This is a genomic window from Thioalkalivibrio sp. ALE25 (genome assembly GCF_000377285.1).
GTDB lineage: Bacteria > Pseudomonadota > Gammaproteobacteria > Ectothiorhodospirales > Ectothiorhodospiraceae > Thioalkalivibrio.
Genome location: NZ_KB897925.1, coordinates 51,012 through 68,876, shown reverse-complemented (window position 1 = coordinate 68,876; position 17,865 = coordinate 51,012). Strand labels below are relative to the sequence as shown.

At 65.9% G+C, this 17,865-nt stretch carries 20 protein-coding genes; 4 read left to right on the top strand and 16 right to left on the bottom strand.

Going from position 1 to position 17,865, the window contains the following annotated elements:
- Positions 1 to 39: 39 nt before the first annotated feature.
- From C996_RS0100345 to typA, 3 genes are all read right to left on the bottom strand, one after another.
- Positions 40 to 471, bottom strand: coding sequence for a putative toxin-antitoxin system toxin component, PIN family (locus tag C996_RS0100345; RefSeq protein WP_018865505.1), 432 nt, complete (start codon positions 469 to 471; stop codon positions 40 to 42).
- Positions 468 to 704, bottom strand: coding sequence for a ribbon-helix-helix protein, CopG family (locus tag C996_RS0100340; protein WP_019592953.1), 237 nt, complete (start codon positions 702 to 704; stop codon positions 468 to 470). The genes C996_RS0100345 and C996_RS0100340 overlap by 4 nt, the downstream gene beginning before the upstream one ends.
- A 501-nt stretch (positions 705 to 1,205) precedes the next feature.
- Positions 1,206 to 3,026: a translational GTPase TypA gene (gene typA, locus C996_RS0100335; RefSeq protein ID WP_018865503.1), complete on the bottom strand. Its 1,821-nt coding sequence runs from the start codon at positions 3,024 to 3,026 to the stop codon at positions 1,206 to 1,208.
- A 277-nt stretch (positions 3,027 to 3,303) separates the two neighbouring features.
- Here typA and C996_RS0100330 point away from each other — a divergent pair, with 277 nt between their 5' ends.
- Positions 3,304 to 3,534: a hypothetical protein gene (locus C996_RS0100330; RefSeq protein ID WP_018865502.1), complete on the top strand. Its 231-nt coding sequence runs from the start codon at positions 3,304 to 3,306 to the stop codon at positions 3,532 to 3,534.
- A gap of 72 nt (positions 3,535 to 3,606) precedes the next feature.
- Here the strand turns inward: C996_RS0100330 and C996_RS0100325 are convergent, their stop codons facing one another.
- The 4 genes from C996_RS0100325 to speA all read right to left on the bottom strand — a co-directional run bounded on the left by C996_RS0100325 (position 3,607) and on the right by speA (position 6,623).
- Positions 3,607 to 3,933, bottom strand: a complete 327-nt coding sequence (locus tag C996_RS0100325) for a type II toxin-antitoxin system PemK/MazF family toxin (protein ID WP_018865501.1) — start codon at positions 3,931 to 3,933, stop codon at positions 3,607 to 3,609.
- On the bottom strand, positions 3,927 to 4,154 hold the full coding sequence (locus tag C996_RS13680) for an AbrB/MazE/SpoVT family DNA-binding domain-containing protein (protein WP_231366537.1): 228 nt from the start codon (positions 4,152 to 4,154) through the stop codon (positions 3,927 to 3,929). The genes C996_RS0100325 and C996_RS13680 overlap by 7 nt, the downstream gene beginning before the upstream one ends.
- Before the next feature lie 311 nt (positions 4,155 to 4,465).
- On the bottom strand, positions 4,466 to 4,714 hold the full coding sequence (locus tag C996_RS0100315) for a YcgL domain-containing protein (RefSeq protein ID WP_018865499.1): 249 nt from the start codon (positions 4,712 to 4,714) through the stop codon (positions 4,466 to 4,468).
- A gap of 4 nt (positions 4,715 to 4,718) precedes the next feature.
- Entirely contained in the window at positions 4,719 to 6,623 is a 1,905-nt protein-coding gene (gene speA, locus C996_RS0100310; protein WP_018865498.1) for a biosynthetic arginine decarboxylase, read from the bottom strand.
- A 252-nt stretch (positions 6,624 to 6,875) separates the two neighbouring features.
- Between speA and speE the strand changes: the two genes are divergently transcribed.
- Complete coding sequence (gene speE, locus C996_RS0100305) at positions 6,876 to 7,727, top strand: polyamine aminopropyltransferase (protein ID WP_018865497.1); 852 nt, start codon at positions 6,876 to 6,878, stop codon at positions 7,725 to 7,727.
- A gap of 233 nt (positions 7,728 to 7,960) precedes the next feature.
- Here speE and fetB read toward each other — a convergent pair whose 3' ends face one another.
- From fetB to folB, 6 genes are all read right to left on the bottom strand, one after another.
- Positions 7,961 to 8,767: an iron export ABC transporter permease subunit FetB gene (fetB, locus tag C996_RS0100300; RefSeq protein ID WP_018865496.1), complete on the bottom strand. Its 807-nt coding sequence runs from the start codon at positions 8,765 to 8,767 to the stop codon at positions 7,961 to 7,963.
- The gene (locus tag C996_RS0100295) at positions 8,758 to 9,378 is read right to left on the bottom strand and encodes an ATP-binding cassette domain-containing protein (protein WP_018865495.1); all 621 of its coding nucleotides are present in this window, start codon (positions 9,376 to 9,378) and stop codon (positions 8,758 to 8,760) included. Before C996_RS0100295 ends, fetB begins: the two co-directional genes overlap by 10 nt.
- Positions 9,379 to 9,702: 324 nt before the next feature.
- Complete coding sequence (locus C996_RS0100290) at positions 9,703 to 10,956, bottom strand: ammonium transporter (protein ID WP_018881473.1); 1,254 nt, start codon at positions 10,954 to 10,956, stop codon at positions 9,703 to 9,705.
- A 35-nt stretch (positions 10,957 to 10,991) separates the two neighbouring features.
- Positions 10,992 to 11,330 (bottom strand): P-II family nitrogen regulator, encoded by a 339-nt coding sequence (locus C996_RS0100285; RefSeq protein WP_012981610.1) that lies wholly within the window; start codon positions 11,328 to 11,330, stop codon positions 10,992 to 10,994.
- 66 nt (positions 11,331 to 11,396) lie between these two features.
- Complete coding sequence (locus C996_RS0100280; RefSeq protein WP_026279134.1) at positions 11,397 to 12,128, bottom strand: TorF family putative porin; 732 nt, start codon at positions 12,126 to 12,128, stop codon at positions 11,397 to 11,399.
- Between the two features lie 422 nt (positions 12,129 to 12,550).
- Complete coding sequence (gene folB, locus C996_RS0100275) at positions 12,551 to 12,910, bottom strand: dihydroneopterin aldolase (RefSeq protein WP_018865492.1); 360 nt, start codon at positions 12,908 to 12,910, stop codon at positions 12,551 to 12,553.
- A 73-nt stretch (positions 12,911 to 12,983) separates the two neighbouring features.
- On the opposite strand from folB, the gene C996_RS0100270 reads away from it, so the two are divergent.
- Both C996_RS0100270 and C996_RS0100265 read left to right on the top strand, forming a co-directional pair.
- Positions 12,984 to 14,006 (top strand): amidoligase family protein, encoded by a 1,023-nt coding sequence (locus C996_RS0100270; RefSeq protein WP_018865491.1) that lies wholly within the window; start codon positions 12,984 to 12,986, stop codon positions 14,004 to 14,006.
- Positions 13,993 to 14,823 (top strand): gamma-glutamyl-gamma-aminobutyrate hydrolase family protein, encoded by an 831-nt coding sequence (locus C996_RS0100265; protein ID WP_018865490.1) that lies wholly within the window; start codon positions 13,993 to 13,995, stop codon positions 14,821 to 14,823. Before C996_RS0100270 ends, C996_RS0100265 begins: the two co-directional genes overlap by 14 nt.
- Before the next feature lie 241 nt (positions 14,824 to 15,064).
- Here C996_RS0100265 and msrA read toward each other — a convergent pair whose 3' ends face one another.
- The 3 genes from msrA to C996_RS0100250 form a co-directional block, all read right to left on the bottom strand.
- Complete coding sequence (gene msrA / locus C996_RS0100260; RefSeq protein WP_018865489.1) at positions 15,065 to 15,697, bottom strand: peptide-methionine (S)-S-oxide reductase MsrA; 633 nt, start codon at positions 15,695 to 15,697, stop codon at positions 15,065 to 15,067.
- An 11-nt stretch (positions 15,698 to 15,708) separates the two neighbouring features.
- On the bottom strand, positions 15,709 to 16,869 hold the full coding sequence (locus C996_RS0100255) for a PQQ-dependent sugar dehydrogenase (RefSeq protein WP_018865488.1): 1,161 nt from the start codon (positions 16,867 to 16,869) through the stop codon (positions 15,709 to 15,711).
- A gap of 112 nt (positions 16,870 to 16,981) precedes the next feature.
- A complete protein-coding gene (locus C996_RS0100250; protein WP_018865487.1) occupies positions 16,982 to 17,803 on the bottom strand; it encodes a DNA-formamidopyrimidine glycosylase family protein in 822 nt (273 codons plus the stop codon).
- Between the last annotated feature and the right edge of the window lie 62 nt (positions 17,804 to 17,865).

Genomic DNA, 17,865 nt, shown 5'->3' with positions numbered 1-17,865 from the left:
CTCCGCTCGCGCCCCAGACAACCGCGCCCGCGCACCTAATCAGCTCGTTTCAAACAGCTGAAGGCCTGCCTCGGGCGTGACGACACGACCCGGCGCAAATGGCTGCTGGGCCAGCAGCTTGTCGCCCGTCACGAGGATGCTGCGCGGGTGGCAAGCCAGCAGATCCCACAGGTGAGCATCTCCGGCATCCGGGGCCGAAATCGATGTGGGGCTCGGCTCACGCCAGATCGCATTGGCGACCAGTTCGGTCACCAAGTCATCGATATGCGAGTCCGAAAGGCCATGCAGCCGAACCAGCGACGGCCGCAAGAGAACCCTGCGATATTCGGATATCAGGGCAGGCGAAGTCAGGAAAGGGAAATGTCCCGCCAGCATCCCGTCCAGGACACGGCATACGGGCGAGCGTGGCGCACTGGACAGAAGCCCCGCGACCACGACGTTGGTGTCGACCACCAGCGTCCACTGCTTCATCGGCCGCGCTCGGAACGGGTCTCCTCCAGCGCTCGAGCCATGGCATCTTCTTCGCTTAGCGCTGCGCGCTTCCGAGCCGAGGCCACTAATTGCCGCGCTTCGCTACGGGTACGAATCCCGCGATAGACCAGGCTCTCCTCGATAATCGAAGCGATGGAACGCTGCTGCCGCGCCGCCGCCTCTTTCAGGGCCTGATGCAGCTGGTCGTCCAGGGTGATGGTTAATCGGCTCATCGAAGCCCTCCAGACGGGCTGAATCGTGCACACCAAAACACCATAGCACCGGATGAGAGCGGAGGCCAGATCACCTCGTGCAGCACGATCCAGCCGGAGGAGACCCCGGATAACTGGAAGAAAGAGGACACCCGTCTCCTCGAACAGCTCTCCTGAACACATGCCGCTGCAGCCCTCGTCTCCCGCAGGAGCCCGGCCCTCTGGGCGATGGGGCGCTGGACGCACCTGATCGGCGAGAGGGCTCGCCTCCTACAGCTGGCGGGCAACGGAAGGGACGCCCATCTGCTTCCAGACGCCGCACCGTCCTCCCGGCTGCAGCGCAGCGATGAGCCGGGATCTCCGGCGCTGGACATACCCCGGGATCCGCGCAATCCCCGGCGCAGGGGATCCCGGATAACCGTTGCGCGGGCTCCGGGATGGCGGCAGAGGGCAGGACGTAAAAAAAGCGCCCGGCGGATGCGATCCGGCCGGGCGCTTTTTGGTTCCGCCTTGGGTCTAGCTTCAGGCGGTTGCGGCGGCGCGGGAGGCCTTCTTGCGTTCGTGCTCGAGCAGGAACTTCTTGCGGATACGCAGGTTTTCCGGGGTCACCTCGACCAGTTCGTCGTCGATGAACTCGATGGCCTGCTCCAGCGTCATGCGGATCGGCGGGGTCAGCTGGATGTTCTCGTCGGTCCCGGCAGCACGGATGTTGGTCAGCTGCTTGGCCTTGAGCGCGTTGACGACCAGGTCGTTCTCGCGCGAGTGCAGGCCGATCACCATGCCTTCGTAGACCTCCTCGCCGGGGCCGATGAACAGCTTGCCACGGTCCTGCAGGTTGAACAGGGCAAAGCCCAGGGCCTTGCCGGCGGCGTTGGCGATCAGCACGCCATTCTGGCGCGAGGCCACCGCCCCGGACTGATACGGGCCGTAGTGGTCGAAGATATGGTGCAGGATGCCGGTGCCGGAGGTGGCGGTCATGAACTCGGTCTGGAAGCCGATCAGGCCGCGCGACGGCACGATGAAGTCCAGGCGCACGCGGCCCTTGCCGTCCGGAACCATGTTGGTCATCTCGCCTCGGCGCTCGCCGAGTTTCTCCATGACCGTGCCCTGATGCTGCTCCTCGACGTCCACGGTGACCGACTCGTACGGCTCCTGCTTCACGCCGTCGACTTCCTTGATGACCACCTCGGGGCGCGCGACGGCCAGCTCGTAGCCCTCGCGACGCATGTTCTCGATCAGGATGCCCAGGTGCAGTTCGCCACGGCCGGAGACCTTGAACTTGTCCGGGTCCTCGCCCTCTTCCACGCGCAGGGCGACGTTGTGCTTGAGTTCTTCCTGCAGGCGGTCGCGCAGCACGCGCGAGGTGACGTACTTGCCCTCGCGCCCGGCGAACGGCGAAGTATTCACCTGGAAGGTCATGCTGACGGTCGGCTCGTCGACGGTCAGCGGCTCCATCGCCTCCACGTGGTTCGGATCGCACAGGGTGTCGGAGATAAACAGCTTGTCCATCCCGGTGAAGGTGATGATGTCGCCCGCCCGGGCCTCCTGAACCTCCACCCGTTCCAGGCCATGGAAGCCCATGATCTGCAGCATGCGCCCATTGCGCACCCCACCCTCACGATCCACCACCTTGACCGGGGTGTTCGGCTTGATGCGCCCACGCTTCACGCGGCCGATGCCGATCAGACCCTGATAGGAGTTGTAGTCCAGCGAGGAGACCTGCATCTGGAACGGGCCATCCGCGTCCACGTTCGGCGGCGCGACATGCTTGACGATGGTCTCCAGCAGGCAGGTCATGTCGCCCTCGGTGACACTGGAGTCCAGCCCGGCAAAGCCGTTCAGCGCGGAGGCGAACACAATGGGGAAGTCGAGCTGCTCGTCGGTGGCACCAAGGCGGTCGAACAGATCGAACACCTGATCCACGGCCCAGTCGGGGCGCGCGCCGGGGCGGTCGACCTTGTTGACCACGACGATCGGCTTGAAGCCCATCGCGAAGGCCTTCTGCGTCACGAAGCGGGTCTGCGGCATCGGGCCATCCACCGCGTCCACCAGCAGCAGCACCGAGTCGACCATCGACAGCACGCGCTCGACCTCGCCACCGAAGTCGGCGTGTCCGGGGGTGTCCACGATGTTGATGCGGTAGTCCTGCCATTCGATGGCCGTGTTCTTGGCCAGGATGGTGATCCCGCGTTCCTTCTCGATGGCGTTGGAGTCCATGATCCGCTCGCCGTGATCGCCACGCTTGTCGAGGGTGCCGGACTGGCGCAGGAGCTGGTCGACCAGCGTGGTCTTGCCATGATCAACGTGGGCGATGATGGCGATGTTGCGAAGCTTCTCGGTCATGGAATACAAACTCTGGATACTGGCAAAAGGGCGGACACTATACAGACTTATGCGTGACCGCGCTGCGACTCCCGCGTTTTATGCGCAGGCTCCGCCCTCGCGCCTCCCCGCGGCCCCCAGCCAAAGCGATTCCGCCCCGGAACTACCGGCCACCTGAGCCCTGTGGCCAAGCCAGTACGGCACCCCCCCCGACCTGATCGCTGACAGCACACTGGCCTCCGTTGAATGCACGTAGTTTTCGTGCTACGCATTTTTACGTGAGCCATGAGGATTCAACATGAAACAGAACATTACCCTGTCCCTCGACAAGCAGGTACTGACCGAACTGAAGGTCATCGCAGCCCGTCGTTCGACTTCGGTCTGCCGGCTGCTGACGGAGGAACTGGAGCACATCGTGGAACGATCCGAACGGTATGAGCGTTCCAAGCGCGCGGCCCTGGCCGCCCTGGACAAGGGCTGCCACTTCGGCGGCGAACGCCCGGATCGGGACGCGCTGCATGAGCGATAAGGTCTTCGTCTATACCAACGTCCTGTTCTACGCGCACGACCCAGGGCCTGGTCAGATGGCAGCTCACAAACGTCAGACGAACATTTCCAGGAGTTGCGGATGCCAGCTTGCGAGTTCGATCGAGCCAAGCGTGGACCCCAGACGCCGCTTGTCCACACTGCGGATCTGGTCCAGAAGAATACGGGCCGGGCGGCCCGCGAGCTCGACCTCCGGCCGGCATCCAAGGGGCTGCCCCTTGCTGGTGATCGGGGCCACCAGAACCCGTGGCAAGGCTGCGTTCATGTCGTCGGGGGAGACAATCAATGCAGGACGGGTCTTGCGGATCTCCGTTCCAACGGTAGGGTCCAGGTTGACCCAGTAGACGTCGCCGCGGCGAACCGGTGCGCGACGCCCTACCATTCCCACTCCTCGGCATCCTCGGCCCAGGGCGCGTCGGACCATTCGGGTGCATCGTCCTGATCGATGTCGTAGTGGTCGAACCAGCCGGCGCGCGGCTCGGTAATCGGTTCGATCACGATCCGGTGACCCTCGAGCCGCAGGTCGATCTCGTCGCGGATCCCGCATTGGCGCAACAGTGTCGCAGGTAACAGAACGCCGCGGGAGTTTCCGATCTGTCGCAAAGTTGTTTTCATGGCCTCCCCACAAACCGGCCGAAGTTATAACAATGTATCACCATGGGCGCCGTGGAGGCCAGATTGAAGCTCGCCATCCGCTGCTGGCTCAACGCACCCCGCCTGCAGCCACCCCGCCCCGGTCATCCCGGCCGCAGCGCAGCGAAGAGCCGGGATGACCGAGGCTGGACAGCCCCCGAAGCCCGGGCAGCCCCCACCGCATGAGATCCCGGATAACCGCTGCGCGGTTTCCGGGATGACCGAGAGGGCGCTGGTTCTGGGAGTTTGGCGGCGCCATGTGCGGATGGCCGCGCGGAGGGTCAGGACCCGGACTCGTCTTCCGGGGGCGGGAACTGGAGATGGAAGCCCTGCTCCTCGAGGTTAGCGAGGACCTTTTGTGGATCTTCCTGGGCCAGGGTGCGCTCGGGTGTCAGATCGAACTCCAGTGCGAACTCCAGGGTGCCGAGGGCGCGCATCACGCCTTCGGGCAGGTCGGAGAAATCGTCCTTCTCCGGGAAGTAGACATAGGTATCGGCGCGACGGGTTGCGCGGTAGACGTAGCACTGCATGGGTTCAGTCCTCGAGATAGGTGTAGCCGGTCAGGCCCTGTTCCAGCTCGGCCAGCAGCCGTCCCGCGGCCTCGCCACGCAGGCCGGCGGCGTCGATCTTGGCGCGAAAGGTGCGGCGCAGGTCATCCGGGGCAAAGTGCACATAGGAGAGCAGTTCGTCGACGGTGTCGCCCCGCTCCGGGTCCACCAGACGGTAGCCACCCTCGGGCAGCAGTTCCACGTTCACGGTGTCGGTGTCCCCGAACAGGTTGTGCAGATCGCCCAGGATCTCCTGGTAGGCGCCGACCAGGAAGATGCCGAGGTAGTACGGCTCGCGGTCGTTCCACGGGTGCAGTGCGAGCGTGGTATGCGTGCCCTCGCGCTCCACGTAGTGCTCGATGTGGCCATCGGAGTCGCAGGTCAGGTCCTGCAGCACCGCGCGCCGGGTCGGCCGCTCGTCCAGGCGATGCAGCGGCATGATCGGGAAGATCTGGTTGATCGCCCAGGTATCCGGGATCGACTGGAACACCGAGAAGTTGCAGAACACCTTGTCCGCCAGCTTGTCGATCAGCTCCGCGTGCACCTCCGCCGGCAGGGCCTCGGGCCGCGCCAGCAGGCGCTGGCACAGGGCAAAGTAGATCGCCTCGGCGCGGGCACGGTCGACCAGCGACAGCATCCCGCGGGCAAAGCGCGCCTGCACCTCGGCCAGGCCATAGGCGGCATCGTGGTAGATCTCGGAGGCCGGGCGCTCGCCGTCCTCCAGCAAGGCGCGCATGGCGGCGATCTCCGGCAGTTCGCCATCTGCTGCGGGCGGCACGTCGCCATCCCCCGGGGCCGGCTCGCAGTCGATCACGTTGGTGATCAGCACCGCGTGGTGCGCGGTCAGGGCACGGCCGGACTCGCTGAAGACCTCGGGCATGGCCAGGCCCTGCTCCTCGCAGATGCGCTTGAGCGGGCGCAGGATGTTCAGCGCGTACTCCTCTACCGAATAGTTGATGGAGCACTCGTTGCGCGAGCGCGAGCCCTCGTAGTCAATGCCCAGGCCACCGCCGACATCCACCACCCGCAGCGCCGCCCCGGCCTCGGTCAGCGCGGCGAAATAGCTGGCCGCCTCGCCCATGCCATTCTGGATGTCGCGGATGTTCGCGATCTGCGAACCCATGTGGAAGTGCAGCAGTTGCAGCCGGTCCAGCCAGCCAAGGCCGCGCAGGCGCTCGAGGATGCCCAGCACATCCGCCGCGGACAGGCCGAACTTGGCCTTCTCGCCGCCGGTGTTCTGCCACTTGCCCTTGCCGACCGAGGCCAGGCGCACGCGCAGGCCCAGTAGCGGCTCGACCTGCATGGCCTCGGCCTGGCGGATCACCTCCTCCAGCTCGGAGGGCTTCTCGATCACGATGTACACGCGGTGCCCGAGTTGCCTCCCGATCAGCGCCAGGCGCACGTATTCGCGGTCCTTGTAACCGTTGCAGATGATCGCCGCACCCGGGCGCGACTGCGCCAGCACGGCCATCAGCTCCGGCTTGCTGCCGGCCTCCAGCCCCACACGCGGGGTCAGTCCCTCGGCATCCGGCTGATCGCCGGCCGCCAGGATCTGGTCCACCACGCTGCGCTGCTGGTTGACCTTGATCGGGTAGATCGCGGTGAACGCGCCTTCGTACTCCAGCTCGCGCGCGGCGGTATCGAAGGCCCGCGCCAGGCGGCGTACGCGCCCGTCCAGCACATCCTGGAACCGCACCAGCACCGGCGGACCCACATGCTCCTCGCGCAGGCGGCCCGCCAGCTCGTACAGATCCACGCCGGGGTGCTCCGGCCAGTCCGCGCGTCGCATCGCCACGTTGCCCGCGGCGTTCACCTCGAAGAAGCCACCGTTCCAGTGGTCGATCCCGTAGGTAGTGCGGGCCTCATCCAGATTCCAGGGCGTGACGGTCATGGTGTTCCCGGATTTCAAAAGCTAGGAAAGCCCCGTCATTGCGAGGAGCGAAGCGACGTGGCAATCGCCTTCATCTCCCCCCGAACACCAGGGGCGATCAGGGCAACCAGGCGCATTGCCCTCATTCAGGAGATTACGTCGTCGCCTACGGCTCCTCGCAATGACGAGAAGAACAGAGTTGCCCGCAGGATACAGGGCACTATCATAGCGGCGCATCATACCGTCCACCGCACCGGCAAGGGGAGCCGCCTAATGGCACTCGACAACAACTGGTTCAGCGAACCGCACGAAGACATGGCGCTGTCCCTGCGCATCAAGCAGAAGCTGCACGAGGAACAGACCCCGTACCAGAAGATCGAGATCTACGAGACCGAGGCCTTCGGCAACCTGATGGTCATCGACGACTGCGTGATGCTCACCGGCCGCGACAACTTCATCTACCACGAGATGATGTCGCACCCGGTGCTGTACTCGCACAGCGCCCCGAAGAACGTGGTGATCATCGGCGGCGGCGACTGCGGCACCCTGCGCGAGGTCCTCAAGCACGACGAGGTCGAGCGCGCCGTGCAGGTGGATATCGACGAGCGCGTCACCCGCCTGTCCGAGCAGTACTTCCCGGAGCTGTGCGACGCCAACAACGACCCGCGCGCCGAACTGCTGTTCGACGACGGCGTGCAGTACCTGAAGGACGCCGCCCCCGGCTCCATCGACGTGATCATTGTCGACTCCACCGATCCGGTCGGCCCGGCCGAGGGCCTGTTCTCCACCGCGTTCTACAAGGACTGCGTGAAGGCCCTGGGCCCGGACGGCCTGCTGGTGCAGCAAAGCGAATCGCCGCTACTGCACACCGACAGCATCATCCGCCCGATGCACGACAGCCTGCGCGCGGCGAACTTCATCGACGCCCTGACCCTGCACTTCCCCCAGGCCACCTACCCCTCCGGCTGGTGGACCTGCACCATCGCCGCGAAGGACTGCCCGGTGTCCTTCCTGCGCGAAGAGGCCGCCGAAGAGCTGCCGTTTATCACGCACTACTACAACGCCGCGATCCACCGCGCCGCTGGTGCCACCCCGGAGTTCTTCCGTCGCAAGCTGTTCGCCTGATCGCGCGCCAGCGCCGGGGCCACCCACGGAGATCGCCACAGCGCTGCGCGCCTCGCGATGACAGTACTTTTCAACGTCATGGCGAGGCCCCGTCAGGGGCCGTGGCCATCTCGTAACAAAACCTCCGACGCTCGCCCGGGCCAACGCCGGGGCCGCCCACGGAGATCGTCACGGCGCTGCACGCCACGCGATGACGGGCGCCACACACGCCGGAGAGTGCATTGAGCTCGTGACTAGGTGTGGCGGCCGGCCTTGAGGCGGTCCAGGCGCAGGCGTTCGCGGGTGTCGAACAGGCGGCGGGAGGCGAACCAGACCGCGCCCAGGGTGCCGAAGCCGGTGCCGGCGGTAATCAGGAACATGATCAGGATCTGGTACTTCACGGCCTCAACCGGCGGGGCGCCGGCCAGGATCTGACCGGTCATCATGCCCGGCAGGCTGACGATGCCGGCGGCGGCCATAGCATTGATGGTCGGCATCAGGCCGGAGCGCGCGGCCTCGCGACGCATGGTCGTCACCGCCTCGCTCCAGGAGGCCCCCATCGCGAGCCGGCCCTCGATTGTGCGGCGCTCACGCCAGACGGTCTGGGTCAGGCGGTCCAGCCCCAGTGCGATGCCGGTCATGGTGTTGCCGAGCAGCATGCCCAGCAGCGGGATCGCGTACTGCGGCTCCCACCAGGGGGTCGGGCCGACCATGGTGGTCAGCGCCAGCACCGTGACCGCGAACGCCGAGATGAACATGGTCACGGCACCAATGCCGTAGCCCCACAGCCCGGCGAAGCGGCGCTGCTGGCGTGCCATCACCTCGTAGCCGGCCACGGCGAGCATGATCACCGCCATCAAGGCCACCCAACCGAGCTGCGCATGGTCGAACAGCGTCTGCAGGATCAGCCCGACCAGCAGCAGCTGGATCACGGTGCGCGCCCCGGCGATCAGCAGGCTGCGCCCCAGCCCCATACGTGCCCAGACGGTCAGCCCTGCCAGCGCGACGACCAGCAACGCCGCCAGCGACAAATCCAGCGCGGAAAGCGAGATCAGTTCCACGCGGTCACCTCCAGCTTGCCGTTGGCGATGGTCAGGATGCGGCCGCCCAGGCGCTGACGCTGCAGGGTGTCGTGACTGACCCAAAGCGCTGCCGCGTCTTCCTCGGCGAGATACCCCCGTACCGCGCGTTCGATGCGTTTGGTGTTTTCCAGATCCAGATTGGCGGTGGGCTCGTCCAGCAACAGGACGCGCGGCTGGTTCAGCAGCGCGCGCACCAGCCCCAGGCGCTGCTTCTCGCCGCTGGAGAGACGTTCGACCTCCCAGCCTAGAGAGGCCTCGGGCAAGGCGACCTGCTCCAGCAGGTGCAGGGCCGCCGGGCGGGCGAAATTTGCTGGCAGGTGCTCGTCCACTCGCTCGCCCCACCAGGCAGTCTCCGCCGGTACGTACGCCACGCGCCGGCGCCAGTCGACCGGCGCCATGGCGTCCCGCGGTTGCCCGTTCAGCATCACCTCCCCCGTATTGGGGTCAAGGTCGGCCAGGGCCCGCAGCAGCAGGGATTTTCCGGAACCGGAGGCGCCCGTGACCTGCACCAGCTCCCCGGGCTGAAGCGCCAGATCCAGCGGGCCCAGATGGGCGGTTTTCAGTTGGCGAACATCCAGCAGGCGATCCATGCGACAGGGTTCCGGTGCGGCGAAATGGCGATCGTAACCGAAGCCGGGGCGGCGGGATGAATGGCCGGACGGGCAGGCGCTGCTTGCTGCGAGACGAACGGTCCGCCGTGAGGGGTGCCTCTGCGGATGTCGATCGCACTATCGGGCGCAGGCAGGGGCTTCGCGGGCGAGCCCGCTCCCACAGCTCGGGAAACAAAAAAGGGCGCCCGGGGAGGGGCGCCCAAAGGCCAACATCCAAGTCCTGGGAGACTGTCTTGTCGGCGTCGGAGGAGACGATGTTGGGGCCGGGCCTGTGGCCCGACCCCGGTTCAGGTTAACGAGGGTTTATTGCTTCCCGGTGAACTCCGGGTAGGCCTCGAGACCGCACTCGGCGATGTCGGCGCCCACATCCTCGTCCTCTTCGCTCAGGCGGATACCCATCACCGCCTTGAGGATGGCCCAGACGATCAGGCTGGCCACGAAGACGAAGGCGAAGATGGCAAGCAGGCCCACGATCTGGCCGAAGAAGGTCGCGTCCGGGTTGGACAGCAGGACCGCCATCACACCCCAGATACCGGCGGTACCGTGCGCGGAGATCGCGCCGACCGGGTCGTCGATCTTCAGCTTGTCCAGCGCGACGATCGAGAAGACCACGATCACGCCACCGATGGCACCGATGATCATCGCCAGGAACGGGCTGGGCATCAGCGGCTCGGCGGTGATGGACACCAGGCCCGCGACCGCGCCGTTCAGCGCCATGGTCAGGTCCGCCTTGCCGAACACCAGACGGGTCGTGATCAGAGCGGCGACCACACCCCCGGCCGCGGCCAAGTTGGTGTTGGCGAACACGGCGGCCACGGCGTTAGCGGACTCGATGTCGGAGACCTTCAGCTCGGAACCACCGTTAAAGCCGAACCAGCCCAGCCACAGGATCAGCACACCCAGGGTGGCCAGCGGCATGCTGGAGCCCGGGATCGCGTTGATCTGGCCATCCTTGCCGTACTTGCCCTTGCGCGCCCCGAGGAGCAGCACACCGGCCAGCGCGGCAGCGGCACCCGTGAAGTGGACGATGCCGGAACCGGCGTAGTCCAGATAGCCGATCTGGTCGAGGATCCCGCCACCCCAGCTCCAGAAGCCCTGGATCGGGTAGATGAAGCCGGTCAGGACGACCGCGAAGGCGAGGAAGGCCCACAGCTTCATGCGCTCGGCCACGGCACCCGAGACGATGGACATCGCGGTGGCCACGAACACGACCTGGAAGAAGAAGTCGGCACGATCAGAGTAGTAGATGTCGCCACCACTACCCAGTACGTCCGCGACCGCGTTGTCGCCCGAGATCAGGAAGCCCAGGCCCGGGATGATAGAGCTCAGGCCGTCGCTGTACATGATGTTGTAACCGATCAGCATGTACATAATGCTGGCGATCGAATACAGGGCGATATTCTTCGTTGCAATTTCGGCCACACTCTTGGTGCGCACCATACCAGCCTCGAGCATCGTAAAGCCCGCGGCCATCCACATCACCAGCGCGCCGGCCACCAGAAAGTAAAAGGTGTCCATTGCGTAGGCGAGTTCGACAACTTGCTGTTCAATTTCCATGATTGAAATTCCTCATTCGATGGAAGACGGAGGCCTTAAAGGGCTTCCGGGCCGGTCTCGCCCGTGCGAATACGCACGACCTGCTCCACCGGTGTGATAAAGATCTTGCCGTCGCCGATCTTGCCCGTGCTGGCAGACTTGGAAATGGCCTCGACCACCTGATCGACCAGGTTCTCGTCGACAGCCACTTCCAGTTTCACCTTGGGCAGAAAATCGACCACGTACTCGGCACCGCGATAGAGCTCGGTATGACCGCGCTGGCGACCAAAACCCTTTACTTCGGTCATGGTCATCCCTTGTACGCCGATCTCCGAGATCGCCTCGCGAACATCATCAAGCTTGAACGGCTTGATTACGGCGGTAATCATCTTCATGTCAGACTCCTGTAGTCGGGCCCGCCATCTGGCGGACCCGCTGTTGCTTTAGGCGGTAATGCGGAATCAGAAGGTCTTGGACCAGCCCACCCAGGCGCCCAGGTCTTCGTCGGTCTCGTCGACATACTCGAGATTGAAGCTGAACTCGCCCCAGTCGCCCGCATCACGGGTCAGGCTGGCGGTGTAGTGGGTGTAGTTTTCGGCGTTGGAATCGTCGAAGCTGGTGCGACCTACCAGGAAGCCGGCGCTGTAGACGTCCATGAACGGGACATCCAGGCCGGCGTAGAAGTACATGTCGTCGTCTTCCAGGGCCGAGTCATCGCTGTCGTGAACGACGTAGGCCATACCGCCGTACAGTCCCACAACGCCCGTATCGAAGCTGACCTCACCATAGATCTCGCCGAAGTCGGCACTCAGGGAACCGGTATCGTCTCGGGCATCCGGATAGGCGTAATAGATGTAACCGACGTCGTAGCCGAACCCATTGTCGAACGCGTCGGCAAATCCAAGATAAAGATCCATTTCGTAGCTTGTTTGATCTTCATTCCCCTCGTCGACGCCAAAGTCAACATTCGATACCCAGGTTCCCACGTAGAAACCAGAGGCATGCTCGTAATCGATACCACCCTGAACGGCAGCACCGTCGTCGGTTTCGGAAAAACCACGGAAGTAGTAATTGGACACCGCGCCGATGTTCACGGACAGCTCCGCGGCGGCGGTGGAGGTAAAGGCGACGCCACCGGTGGAGCCTACGGTGAGGACAGCAGCGGCCAGCGCGGAACGGGTGAACTTCTTCATGTTGGTCATCTCCCAGATTGGTCAATCGAGTGTCGCGTAGTCGACACCCGGTCCTTGCACGGGCTGTGCCAAGTACCAAAAGGGAGCAAAATCGGCTTTTCGCAACACCTGTTGCGGCCCAACCACGGGCTTTTGCCTTTATTTGGTGCGCACTAAAAGTGCACACGCACCAAAAACGTGCGGAGACCGAGGACTGTGAACCATGTACGGGATTCCGGAAGGTTCAGTCCTTCGGCGAGTGGCGGGGTTGGAGAGGCAAATCGAGGCGGGGACAGGCGCGACCAACGCACACGCGGCCATGCGGGACGTACGGCGAACACCTCCCTGCCCTGCAGATCGCCACGTCGCCTCGCGACCCGCGATGACACAGCACGGCAGGGGGGTGGCGCCGACCGGGGCAGCGCCCCGTCGCCGGCGCGGGTTTACGAGGAAAGGCTACCGCGTTCGATCTCGATGCCGACCTCGCGCACGCCGGGCACGGCGCCGGGCTTGCCGAGCTTGATGCGCAGCCAGGGCGTGCCGAACTGGGCCATCAGGGCCTCGGCGATCTCCTCGGCCAGGGATTCCAGCAAGGCATGCGGCTCGCGCGTGACGATGGCACGCACGGCGTTGGCCACCGCCTCGTAGTCGACGGTGTCGCCGATCTCGCCGGAGTAGGCGGCGATGCGGGTATCGGCCGCCAGTTCGATATCGAATCGCAGGCGGCGCTGGATGCGCTGTTCCCAGTCGTAGACGCCAACAACGGCATCAATCTCGAGGTCGCGCAGATAGATTCGATCCATGGGTTCGGCGGGCTCCTGTAGGTCGGCGCCTATCCTACTGCCCGGGCCGCATGAGGTACACCGAGCCGCTATCATGGTGACTCCCGATTACTCCGAGACACGCATGAGCGAGCCCTTTCACGAACTCCCCTGGCCCGCCAATCCGGAGGGCGCACCCCGGCGCATCGGCGTGGAGATCGAGATGGCCGGGGTGTCGCTGGAGACGATGGCCGAGACCGTGAAAGACGAGTTCGGGGGGCATATCGAGTCGGACAGCGCCTTCGTCTTCCATGTGCGCGACACGGACGTCGGCGACTTCCAACTGGAGCTGGACGCCCGGGTACTGAAGGACCGCGGCTACCGCGAACACCTCGCGCGCCTGGGCATCGAGCTGGACGACTCCGACGAGGCCGCGCTGGAACGCTGGCTCGCGGACGCCGCGGGCCGCCTGGTACCGCACGAGATCGTGGCGCCGCCGATCGCGACGGCTGACCTTCCCCGCCTGGACCGGGTGCGCGCCGCCCTGCAGCAGGCCGGCGCACTGGGTACCGAACGCTCGTTTCTCTATGCCTTCGGTCTGCAGATCAATATCGAGGTGCACCGCACCGATGCCGAGTGGCTGCTGGCAATCCTGCGCAGCTTCCTGCTGATGGTGGAAGTGCTCACAGCGGCGGGCGCCATCGACCTGGCGCGGCGCCTGTCGCCCTACATTCGGTCTTTCCCCGGCCCGTTTGTACGCTACGTGCTGGACCCGGACTTTCGTCCCGACCGGGCCGGCCTGATCGACGCCTACCTGGCGCATAACCCGACCCGCAACCGCCCGCTGGATCTGTTGCCGCTGTTCGCCCATCTGGACTCCGATAGGATCGACGCGGCCCCTGTGGAACACGAGCTGATCAAGCCGCGGCCGGCCTTCCACTACCGCCTGCCCAACTGCGAGATCGACGACCCGGACTGGAGCCTCGCGCGGCCGTTCAACGGCTGGGTCGAGGTCGAGCGCCTGGCGGCGGATCCGGAACGCCTGGAACGCCTGTCGCGGGAATATCTGGAACGCCCAGGCCAGGCCCTCGGCCGCTGGGCCGACGACTGGAGCCAGCGCCTCCGTGACTGGTTCTGAGCCCGACCGCACGACCACCGATACCGTGGCGCCGCGTCCACGCCGCCCGGTGATCGCCATTACCGGACCCGACCAGGGCGGCGGGCCCGCCTGGCTGTTTACAGCGCTCGCGGTGTGGCGCGCCGGCGGCCAACCGCTGCGGCTGCGCCCGGGCAAGCCGCGCGGTCACCGGCGCTTCGATGGTCTGGTGGTGGGCGGCGGGGCGGATGTGGATCCGGAGCTCTACGGCGAGACTCTCCCCGAGGGACCGGATGCGGCCGCCATCCGGCAGGCGGAGCGCCGCCTGTCGCAGCGCCTGATCGGCTATCTCTTCTACCCGGCCCTGTGGCTGCTGCGCCGGTTGTTCCAGTCCCACGGCGGTGTACTGGACACCGACCGCGACCGGCTGGAGAAGGCCCTGATCCATCGCGCGCTGGACGAGCACCGCCCGATCCTCGGCATCTGTCGCGGGATGCAACTGGTCAACGTGGTACGTGGCGGCACCCTGCATCGCGACCTGGCCGAGTTCTACGTGGAAACCCCGCAGGCCCGCAGCCTGCTGCCGGTCAAGCCGGTGGAGCTGGACCCGCGCAGCCTTCTGGCCAACATCCTGGGCGACACGACGCTCCACGTGAACGCGCTCCACAACCACGCCGTCAATGACCTGGGGCGGGACCTCAAGATCGCCGGACGCGAATCGACCGGCGTGGTCCAGGCCATCGAGGCCGAACACGACTGGTGCATCGGCGTGCAGTGGCACCCCGAATACCTCCCACAGAAACGCCGCCACCAGCTCCTGTTCCGCGCCCTCGTCCAAGCCGCCACCCAAAACGGCTAAAAGACTGATTCACCACGAAGGCACGAAGAAAGGCGATTCACAGGAAGTCTGGAAGAAGAGAAGGTTTGCAGGTGAAGGGTCGAGTGCGTGACGGTCGCTCAAGGCACCATATCAACGTGCTGCTGGAGGCCGTCGCATCAGCCTTCTTCCGGTCTTAAAACCTTCCTGTGAATCGCTTTTGACCTGGCCTTTCTTCGTGCCTTCGTGCGCTTCGTGGTGAAACCCGTCCTTCGAAGTGGGCTCAGGTGGGATAGGGCACGGCCAGGCCGCCAAGGCCGCAGTAGCCGTTCGGGACCTTGGCGAGGTACTGCTGGTGGTAGTCCTCGGCGAAGTAGTACGCCGGGCCCTCGGCGATCTCGGTGGTGATCGCCCCGCGCCCGGCGGCGTCCAGCGCGAAGTGGAAACGCTCGCGGCTGGCTTCGGCAGCCGCGGTCTGCTCAGGGTCGGTGGTGTAGATTGCCGAGCGGTACTGGGTGCCGACATCGTTGCCCTGGCGCATACCCTGGGTCGGGTCGTGCCCCTCCCAGAAGGTACGGAACAGGGCGTCCAGCGAAACCTTCCGCGGGTCGAACACCACCCGCACCAGTTCGGTGTGCCCGGTCTGGCCGCTGCAGACCTCGCGATAGGTCGGGTTCGGGGTATAGCCCCCGCCGTAGCCCACGCTGGTGGAGTACACGCCCTCCTGCTGCCAGAACAACCGCTCGGCACCCCAGAAACAGCCCATGCCGAAATGGATCACCTGCATGCCCTCGGGGTACGGCGGGGCCAGCGGCGTCCCCAGGACCATGTGGCGCTCGGGGACCGGCATCGGCTCTTCGCGCCCGGGCAGGGCCTGTTCGGGGGTCGGCATGCGCGGCTCGGAAAAGGCGAACATCGGTGGCTCCGTCAGTCGGCCGGGGCGAGCCGGATCAGCTCCCCCGGATTGTGGTCGGTCAGGATATAAATGGCCCCGTCATGGACGCGCACGTCCCGCACGCGGCGGTCGAGATCTGGCAGCACCTCGCGCTCGTTGACCAGCTCGCGCCCCTCGAAGGTCAGCCGGCGAAGGGTCTGATGCGCCAGGCCGCCCACGAGCAGGTCGCCATCCCAGTCGGCAAAGGCGGGATCGCGCAGGATGGCCATGCCCGAGGGAGCGATGGAGGGCGTCCAGTGGTGCAGGGGCGACTCCATCCCCTCCTTCTCGGTCAGGCCTTCGCCGACCTGCCCGCCGGCATACTCCCGGCCGTGGGTAATGACCGGCCAGCCGTAGTTCAGGCCGGGCTCGATGATGTTCACCTCGTCGCCCCCGCGCGGGCCGTGCTCGTTCTGCCAGAAGGTGCCGGTCTCGGGGTCCATCACCATGCCCTGCGGGTTGCGCACCCCCCAGGCCCAGATCTCGGGGCGGGCATCGGCATCATCCACCAGCGGATTGTCGTCCGGGACGCGCCCGTCGTCATGCAGCCGGATGATGCTGCCGATATGGGTCGAGGTGTCCTGGGCATGATCGCGCTGGCCGCGATCCCCCACGCTGATATACACGTAGCCCGCGTCATCGAACACGATGCGGCTGCCGAAGTGGCGCCCCCCGGAGACGCCCGGCTCGGCGGTGAACAGCGTCTCCACATCCTGAAGCTCACCGCCCTGGAAACGTGCGCGCGCCAGGCGTGTGGTGAGCCCGCCATCCACGGCTGCGGAATAGGTGAAGTACAGCCAGCGGTTCTCGGCGAAGTCGGGATGCAGCGCGAGGTCCAGCAGGCCGCCCTGGTTGCGCGCCTGCAGGTCGCCCGGAACACCGGATACCAACTCGCCCCGGCCGTCGAAGGACCCGGCGTCCTCGAACCAGCGCAGGGTGCCCGGGCGCTCGCTGATCAGCGCCCCGCCCTCCGGCAAAAACGCAATGGCCCAGGGGTGATTAAGTCCCTCGTGCAGCACACTGGCTTGCAGGCCATGCTCCCCGGCCCCCAGCCCCTCGGCCGAGACCCCGGAGGATCCGGTACAGGCCATCACCAGACCGGCCAACACGGGCGCCAGGGTGAGGCGGCTCGTCTTCATCGTGCGCGTCTGCATGGTTCACCTCCTTGGAAAATGCGATGCCTGCGGGGCGGGATACCGCTGGAGACTTGGGCGGCACGGCCAGGAGCCGTGCATCATTCATATCCTTTTGGGATGCCGCGGGGGCCTACGGGTTCCCCGGCTGGCAGACCGGACACCAGTAGGTCGCACGCAGGTGCTCGCCCAGTCGGGCATATTCGACCGGTGCCCCGCACTGGTGACAGGGCTCACCCCGACGACCGTAGACGTTCAGAAACGCCCCCGCCTCCGCACGCTCACGGGTAATCCGCGGCCCCGGCTTCACATTGCGCCGCAGCAGGCGCTCGGCATCGCGGTACAACCCGCGCAGCATGGCCTCCGGCACCTGTGCCAGAGGACGCAGTGGATGGCACCCCTGCAGGAACAGCACCTCGGACTTGTAGATGTTGCCGATCCCCGCCGCCAGGGACTGATCCAGCAGCACATCCACGATCGGGCGGGCTGAATCGGCACGATCGCGTACCCGGGCAACAACCGCATCCAGGTCAATCGCCGGGTCCAGCAGGTCGGGGCCCACCCGCGCATCCAGCCGGGGAACGTCCCGTGCGCCGTCCGCGCGCGGACGCCACTGCAGCTCACGCGGGTGGAAACAGACCAGCACGCGATCCGGCAGGCCCAGCACCGCCCACGCCCCGGCCGCCGGCTTGTGCCACGCCGCGCCCGGCGCATACTGGTGCCAGGTCCCGTACATCCCGAGATGGCTGCGCAACTGCCAGCGCCGCCCGTCCGCCGCCTCCAGGTCCAGCAGCAGGTGCTTGCCCCGGGCCTGCACGGCCTCCGCGGTCATCACGCCATGTTCCAGTAACGGATCCCCCCGGCGCGCTCGGGTGGCGACCCGGCCAAGCGCCACCCCCTCGAGCATGGGCCGCAGCGCCGCCGCCAGCTTGTGGATCGTATCGCCCTCGGGCATGGCACCCCATCTCCTTGAGCCGCATCCGGATCAAACGCATGCAATCGGGAACGCTGAGGCCG